Source organism: Ruegeria sp. HKCCA4633 (assembly GCF_013034605.1).
Lineage (GTDB): Bacteria > Pseudomonadota > Alphaproteobacteria > Rhodobacterales > Rhodobacteraceae > Ruegeria.
Map to the genome: position 1 here is coordinate 1 of NZ_WQGJ01000019.1, position 4,526 is coordinate 4,526.

A 4,526-nucleotide genomic window follows, 5' to 3' on the forward strand; every position below is an offset into this window, starting at 1 on the left:
AGTTTCCGATTGGCGAAAACCCCGCCTATGTTTTGGCGGGGTTTTGTTATGGGATTATTCTGCGGCGTCTGCGTATGCGTCCATTGGGGGGCATGTGCAGACGAGGTTTCTGTCGCCATATGCGTTGTCGACGCGGTTGACGGGGGACCAGTATTTGTCGACGCCCATGGAGCCCGGAGGGAAGCAGGCCTGTTCACGGGTGTAGGGGCGGTCCCATTCGCCGACCAGATCGCGCACGGTGTGGGGGGCGTTTTTCAGCGGGTTGTTGTCCGCGTCGATCTTGCCGTCGATGATGTCCTGCGCTTCCGAGCGGATGGACAGCATGGCGTCGCAGAAACGATCCAGCTCGGCCATGGGCTCAGACTCGGTCGGCTCCACCATCAGGGTTCCGGCCACCGGCCAGCTCATGGTCGGCGCGTGGAAGCCTGAATCGACCAGGCGCTTGGCCACGTCGTCGACGGTGACATGCGCCTCGGCATCCAGCGGACGGGTGTCGAGGATGCATTCATGCGCCACCCGGCCCGTTTCCGAGGTGTAGAGGATCGGATAGGCATCCTTGAGCCGCGCCGCGATGTAGTTGGCGTTCAGGATCGCCACTTTCGTGGCCTGCGTCAGACCCGCGCCGCCCATCAGCAGCACATAAGCCCAGCTGACCGGCAGGATCGAAGGCGAGCCGAAGGGCGCTGCCGAGACCGGGCCCACGGCGGTGCCGTATTCCGGGTGACCGGGCAGGTGCTCTTCCAGATGCGCCTTGACGCCAATCGGACCCATGCCGGGGCCGCCGCCACCATGCGGGATGCAGAAGGTCTTGTGCAGGTTCAGGTGGCTGACGTCACCGCCAATATCCCCCGGACGCGACAGACCCACCATGGCGTTCATGTTGGCCCCGTCGATATAGACCTGACCTCCATGGTCATGGGTGATCTGGCAGACCTCCTGCACGGTGGTCTCGAACACGCCATGGGTCGAGGGATAGGTGATCATGCAGGCGGCCAGATGATCGCTGTGCTTCTCAGCTTTGGCGCGGAAGTCGTTCAGATCAATGTTGCCATTCTCATCCGCCAGCACCGGCACAACCTGCCAGCCCACCATCTGGGCCGAGGCCGGGTTGGTCCCGTGCGCCGAGGTTGGGATCAGGCAGACATTGCGCTGCCCTTCGCCGCGGGCGAAGTGGTAGTTGCGGATGGTCAGAAGGCCCGCGTACTCGCCCTGCGCGCCCGAGTTGGGCTGCTGGGAGATCGCGTCATAACCGGTGATCTGGCACAGCTTGTCGTTCAGATCGGCGATCATCTCGTGATAGCCCTGCGCCTGATCTTCGGGGCAGAACGGGTGCAGATTGCCAAACTCGGGCCAGGTGACCGGGATCATCTCGATCGTGGCGTTCAGCTTCATGGTGCAGGAGCCCAGCGGGATCATCGCCCGGTCCAGCGCCAGATCGCGGTCGGCCAGACGGCGCATATAGCGGGTGATCTCGGCCTCGGCCCGGTTCTGGTGGAAGATCGGGTGGGTCAGATAGGCACTTTCGCGCAGCGCATAGTCCGGCAGGCGGTACTGCTTGTTCGAGCTGTCATCGGTGCGGTCGATGCCGAAAGCACCCCAGACGGCCTCGATGGTCTCAGGCCGGGTCTGTTCGTCCAGACTGATGCCCACTTTCGTATCGCCGACCTTGCGCAGGTTGACGCCACGGGCCACGGCAGCTTCCATGACGGTCTTCTGCAGATGGCCGACCTCGACCGTGATGGTGTCGAAGAACACTTCCGGCTCAACGGCAAAACCCGCCTCTTCCAGGCCAGCGGCCAGGCGCGAGGTCTTGCGGTGCACCGATTGCGCGATGGCCTTGATGCCGTCGGGGCCGTGATAGACCGCATACATCGAGGCAATGACCGCCAGCAGCGCCTGCGCGGTGCAAACGTTCGAGTTGGCTTTCTCGCGACGAATGTGCTGTTCGCGGGTTTGCAGCGACAGGCGGTAGGCCTTGTTGCCACGGCTGTCGATGGACACACCGATGATCCGGCCCGGCATCGAGCGCTTCAGCTTGTCGGTGGTTGCCATGTAAGCGGCGTGCGGGCCGCCATAGCCCATCGGCACGCCAAAGCGCTGGGTCGAGCCGATGGCGATATCCGCGCCCATCTCGCCCGGTGACTTCAGCAGCGCCAGCGACAGGATGTCGGCGGCAACAATGGCGATGGCTTTGTGTTCATGCAGTGCCGCGATCTCGGCGGTGAAGTCGCGCACATGGCCATGGGTGCCGGGGTATTGGAAGATCGCGCCAAAGACCGCGCCCGCATCCAGGCTGTCGGGATCACCCACCTGCACGTCGATGCCCAAAGGCTCGGCACGCGTCTTAATGACCGCGATGGTCTGCGGGTGGCAGTTCTTGTCGACAAAGAAGGCTGCATTGTTCGCCTTGGACCGCCCGCCGCGCTTGGCCATGGCCATGGCTTCGGCAGCCGCCGTGGCTTCGTCCAGCAAGGACGCGTTGGCCACGTCCAGCCCGGTCAGGTCGCTGACCATGGTCTGGAAGTTCAGCAGCGCCTCAAGACGACCCTGGCTGATCTCGGGCTGATAGGGCGTGTAGGCCGTGTACCAGGCCGGGTTTTCCAGAATGTTGCGCAGGATCGGTGCAGGTGTGGTGGTGCCGTAATAGCCCTGACCGATCAGCGAGGTCAGAACGGTGTTCTTGCTCGCCACCTCTTTCATGTGGAACAGAGCATCACGTTCCGTCATCGCCGGACCCCAGTCCAGCGGCTCTTTCTGCCGGATCGCGGGCGGGACGGTGACGTCGATCAGTTCGTCCAATGTCTTGAAGCCGATCACCTTGAGCATGTCGCGCATCTCGGTGGGCGACGGGCCAATGTGGCGGCGGTTGGCAAAGTCATAGGCTTCGTAGTCGGTCAGTTTGAAGGCCATTGCAGCGCTCCTATGAATAAGTCAGGTCCGGCAGAGACCGCGCAGATCTCCGGTGGAAGGCGGGCCAGTCCGGCCCGAGCGGGCGGAGCCCCAAAAGCAGAAGCTCCGGATAAAGCGGTGGAACCCCAGGCGCGGGCCCCCGGTTTGGTTTAGCCGATGAAGGCTTTGTATCCGGCCTCGTCCATCAGGTCCTCAAGCTGCGATGCGTCCGCAATCTTGATCTTGTAGATCCAGGCTTCGCCTTCGGGGTCTTCGTTCAGCGCGCCGGGGTTGTCGGCCAGCGCTTCGTTCACTTCAACGATCTCGCCATCCACCGGAGCATAAAGCTCGGACGCGGCCTTGACGGATTCGATCACGCCGATCTCGCCGTCTTTCTCGAACTCGTCTCCCGCTTCCTGCTGCTCGACAAACACCACCTCACCCAGCTGTTCAGCCGCGTGCTTGGTGATGCCAAGCGTGGCGGTATCGCCCTCAACGGTCAGCCATTCATGCTCTTCGGAATAATAGGTTGCCATCTTGTCTCTCTCCTGACTTCAACGCTTGTAATTCTGTGTGACAAAGGGCAGCGCCACGATCTGCGCCGGTTGCGCCTTGCCCCGAATGATCAGGTTCACCTTCTCGCCGGGCTCACCATGGCCCTTCGACACGTAGCCCATCGCAACCGGACCACCCACCGTGGGGCCAAAGCTGCCCGAGGTGATCTGACCAATCGTGTTGCCCTCAAGGCATTGCACCTCAACGCCCTGACGCGCCGGTGCCCGGCCGTCGGGCTTGATGCCCACCAGCTTGCGCGCCGCGCCCTCGGCCAGTTCCTTTTGCACGCGATCCGCGCCTGGGAACCCGCCTTCTTCCTTGCGGCGTTTTTGAATAGCCCAGCCCAGGGATGCCTCGATGGGCGAGGTGCTCTGGTCGATGTCATTGCCATACAGGCACAGCCCCGCCTCAAGCCGCAGGCTGTCGCGCGCGCCCAGACCCGCAGGTTCGCAATCTTCATGCGCCAGGAAAGCCTTGCTGATCTCGATCGCCTTGTCCTCGGGGATCGAGATCTCGTAACCATCCTCGCCGGTATAGCCCAGACGCGAGATGCGGCATTCAACGCCGTTGATATCGGCCACGGTGGTTTCCATGAACTTCAGATCGCGGGCAGCAGGGCAAAGTTCCCCCACCACATCCTCGGCCTTGGGACCCTGCACCGCCACCAGCGCCCGGTCGAAGATCTCGGTCACTTCGACGCCTTCGAGGTGCGCGCGCATATGCGGAATGTCCTGATACCGCAGCGCCGCGTTCACAACCACAAAGAAATGATCGCCCGCATTCGACACGATCAGGTCATCCATGATCCCGCCATCCGCATTCGTAAAGAACCCGTACCGCGCCTTGCCTTCCTTCAGCGTCGCATAAGCCTGAGGGCACAAAGCTTCCAGCTTCTCACCCACATTCTCGCCGCGCAAAATCACCTGACCCATGTGAGACACATCAAACAACGCCGCCTTCTCACGACACTGCTTATGCTCCCCCATAATCCCCAGCGAATACTGAACAGGCATCTCCCAGCCAGCAAAATCAACCAACTTACCTCCCAACTCAACATGCAACGAATACAAGGGAGTGCGTTT

General features: G+C 62.1%; 3 protein-coding genes. All 3 read right to left on the minus strand.

What is annotated here, in order from left to right:
- Positions 1-54: 54 nt before the first annotated feature.
- A complete protein-coding gene (gene gcvP / locus GOV85_RS21325; RefSeq protein WP_171181986.1) occupies positions 55-2,910 on the minus strand; it encodes an aminomethyl-transferring glycine dehydrogenase in 2,856 nt (951 codons plus the stop codon).
- Positions 2,911-3,059: 149 nt separating this feature from the next.
- Positions 3,060-3,425: a glycine cleavage system protein GcvH gene (gcvH, locus tag GOV85_RS21330; RefSeq protein ID WP_171181988.1), complete on the minus strand. Its 366-nt coding sequence runs from the start codon at positions 3,423-3,425 to the stop codon at positions 3,060-3,062.
- Positions 3,426-3,443: 18 nt separating this feature from the next.
- Positions 3,444-4,526: glycine cleavage system aminomethyltransferase GcvT (gene gcvT / locus GOV85_RS21335; RefSeq protein ID WP_171181990.1), on the minus strand; the 1,083-nt coding region annotated here is incomplete at its 5' end.

Coding starts and splice junctions, on each gene's coding strand:
- gcvP (WP_171181986.1), bottom strand. CDS start 2,910: ATGGCCTTCAAACTGACCGACTACGAAGCCTATGACTTTGCCAACCGC.
- gcvH (WP_171181988.1), bottom strand. CDS start 3,425: ATGGCAACCTATTATTCCGAAGAGCATGAATGGCTGACCGTTGAGGGC.